The 3,224-nt window shown below is 26.4% G+C and carries 2 protein-coding genes; both read right to left on the minus strand.

Annotated features, from left to right (window positions below; all coding sequences use genetic code 4):
- Positions 1-114 precede the first annotated feature (114 nt).
- Positions 115-1,476 (minus strand): BMP family ABC transporter substrate-binding protein, encoded by a 1,362-nt coding sequence (locus tag EHV01_RS04235; protein WP_422066349.1) that lies wholly within the window; start codon positions 1,474-1,476, stop codon positions 115-117.
- A 72-nt stretch (positions 1,477-1,548) separates the two neighbouring features.
- Positions 1,549-3,063, minus strand: a complete 1,515-nt coding sequence (locus EHV01_RS04240; RefSeq protein ID WP_422066350.1) for a hypothetical protein — start codon at positions 3,061-3,063, stop codon at positions 1,549-1,551.
- Between the last annotated feature and the right edge of the window lie 161 nt (positions 3,064-3,224).

Genomic DNA, 3,224 nt, shown 5'->3' on the forward strand with positions numbered 1-3,224 from the left:
TTAAATTTAAAGCAAAATCATAATCTTACACAAAATTAGTTTTCAAATTGTCATATTGATGATTTTTTTTATTTCATCAAGAGTTTTCGACAAAATTAAAGTAATATATTATTTTTATCCTAAACCCTTTTCTAATGTCTCTAATAATTTAGTTTTTACTTCATTTTGTTTTTGATAAGTTAATTTTAATGTATCAGTAAAGTGCTCTTGTTTAATTTGATCATAAATCATCCCAATTGTTGTTGTTAATTTAGTAATCTTTGCATCGTTATTAATATAATTAATAATACTATCATTAATCCATTTTGTTTTTTCAATCCCTAATCAATTTGAATTTGTTTTTGAAGATTGGTCAGTATTAATTCAACAAGAATCAAGTTGCTTATTATCTCATTGTTTAGTTACATTATTATAACTACAAGTTGTTGAATAGATATTAGATAAAGCATCTTCTGTTGCTTGTGCAATATTTAATAACCCACTAGTAATAATATATTCATCACCATATATTTGAGATTGTGCTGTATCAACTCCAACAACTTTTGTTTTCGTTTTATTATATTTAATTCGGTCAATTGTATCTTGGGTTTGTGGTCCTGCAACAGGAAAAATAATACTTGCTTTTTTAGTAATTAAATAATCAGAAATCACTTTTCCTTCTCCTTGATTAAATGATTGTGAAAACCATGACTCATTGTCATTTAATACTTCTTGAACTTTTCTTATTGGTAATAAATTATTAATTTTGGGGTTTATGTTTTTAATTATTGCTAAAATATCTGTCATCAATTGATGTAAATTAGGATATCTAACATCGTTCTTAATAATTTCATTAAACACATCCGCTGATAATAAAAATCCTCATAAATAATTTGAAACACCAACTGGATTATCCATTCCTCCATAAGTTGCAATATTTAACTGTTGTTGAAATTCTGTTTGATGCAAATTAAGTCATATTGCTGTAACAAGACCCGCTAAAAAACCAGCAATTTCTTTTTGAAATAAAATTCCGACAATATTATCAGCTAACGAACCGTATGGGTCCATATTTTTATGAACATTCTGACCACTACCATCAATAAAAATAACATTATCCACTAAGTTTGCTGCTCAACCAATGGTGTTGGCATGACTAAAACCAGGTAAAATTAGCGTCTTTGCCCCAGCAATACTAGCTGTAATATAAGCTGCTTTAAATTCACCTGGTATAATACCATTTGGTTCAAAATAGCTAGCTCGCAATGGACTATCTCGTCATTGTGTCATTGATGAAACTTGGGTAAATTGTGACACGATATATTTGCTTGCTCCTTCTCACGCTGATTGAATATAAGATTTATCATTAATTGACCCACCACTAGTAATTACCCAAATATCATACATATATTGGTATTTTTTAACACAAGATGTTAAAAAACTAGCAGAAGTAGTGCCAATTTGTAGTGCCATTAAAATCTTAATTATTTTTTTCATTCTAATCTCCTTTAACCATAATTTAAAAAAAATACTAAAAATATTCTTTTATTAAAACAACAATTATTTTATTTAAGTTTTTTTCTTGTTATTTGTTTCAGAATTAATATTTGATTTAACACGACTAATAAAACTTTCGCGTAATAATAGATTAACTTTCGGAACTAATAAACGTAAATGATTACGATATTCAGCTAAAATTAGGTCTGAAGTATAATAAAATATTAACAATAAAAGTAAAACAATTGTGGCACAAATTGTTGAAATAATTGTTGTAATATTATCAATTTGAATCGCAAAACTATCACGGGGAATATATTGTTGACCATAAACATATTCTTTAAATATACCAACCTTTTTATCACGCATCACATCATCAACAAATTTAATAATGAATTCTAATCCAAATCATAATAATTGAAATTGTGCTACAATCGGTTTATTTGTTGGTGAACGATATTTTCATTCACACGTCATTGCAAACAAAATATTAAAACACATAGCAAAAGCTAATCCATTAATAACTTGCAATGCTAAGTAAGCTTCTGGCGAATGATTAAATGCAGTAATACTAAAGAAAATAAATCATAGTAATAATCCTAACCCAAAGCAATATTTAACACCAATTTTATTATACAGTAAATGACAAGCTAAATAAGCACCAAAAAATTGTGGAATTAGGAATAATTGTTCATTTAAACACACAAATTGGTTGACTTTTCAAACATCATGGTATTTTTCTCATGTGCGTTGGCCTAACAATCAAAGATAAATATTTGATTGAGACACTTCTTTTAAAATAATAATTAAAATTACCATAAAAAAGATAATTAATACTTTTCCCCATTTAAATGGTTCAAACATTTTTTGCTGTTCAATCGTAAATGATGTTGATGTAAATTCTTTATGTGAAAATAAAGCATATAAAATGGTTGCACCCGCAATAGCAATTATTGCACCAATTCCAATAATTCCTATTTGCAACTGATTAGTTAAATTACTTCCTACTTTAATAACAATATTATTAAACTCACTACCAAAAATAAGCGCAAATGTCATTAATGGCGCTACTAAACTAATTGTTTTAAATGGAAAAAACTTACGACCATATGCTTCATTATATGATAAAAAATAACTAGCCTTTGTAATAATTCCAAAACCAAGAAAAATTGCCGCGTTAATTAATGTTGGTGCGGAAGGATAAACAATTAAAATAAAAATTCCAAGCATTGATATTCCAAACATTGTATATTGAAAAAAATGTCAACCAATACGAGAAAAAACCTTATGTAAAAATACATAAGGAATCATCGCTAAAAAAACATAAAGAGAAAGGGAAGTTGCTGCAATAATGGCAATTCCTTCCATATTATTAATTGATGCAGCAAAGAATAAATCACGGAACTCAAAATTATCACCAATAATTGATGATAATGCAAATCAATATAAAAACGTTTGAATAAAGAATGCCTTCTGACTAGTATGTTTAATTTTAATGTTTTTTATTAAAATTAATATGTAAAGAACAAATAACAATAATAACATTAATGGATTAAATAAAAAAACATCTCAATTATTTTGTAACACACCTGCACCCTCTTTCTGTCTTATAGATTATAACATAACCTAAATAATTACATCTGTTCTTTAATTTTGTCGAAAACTCTTGATATTTATAAAATATACCTAAAATTAGGTATATTTTTAATATATGGAGGTAAATAATTAATGAAAAAAATAATTAYARA

It is taken from the genome of Spiroplasma sp. hy2 (assembly GCF_044714365.1).
Lineage (GTDB): Bacteria > Bacillota_I > Bacilli_A > Mycoplasmatales > Mycoplasmataceae > Spiroplasma > Spiroplasma phoeniceum.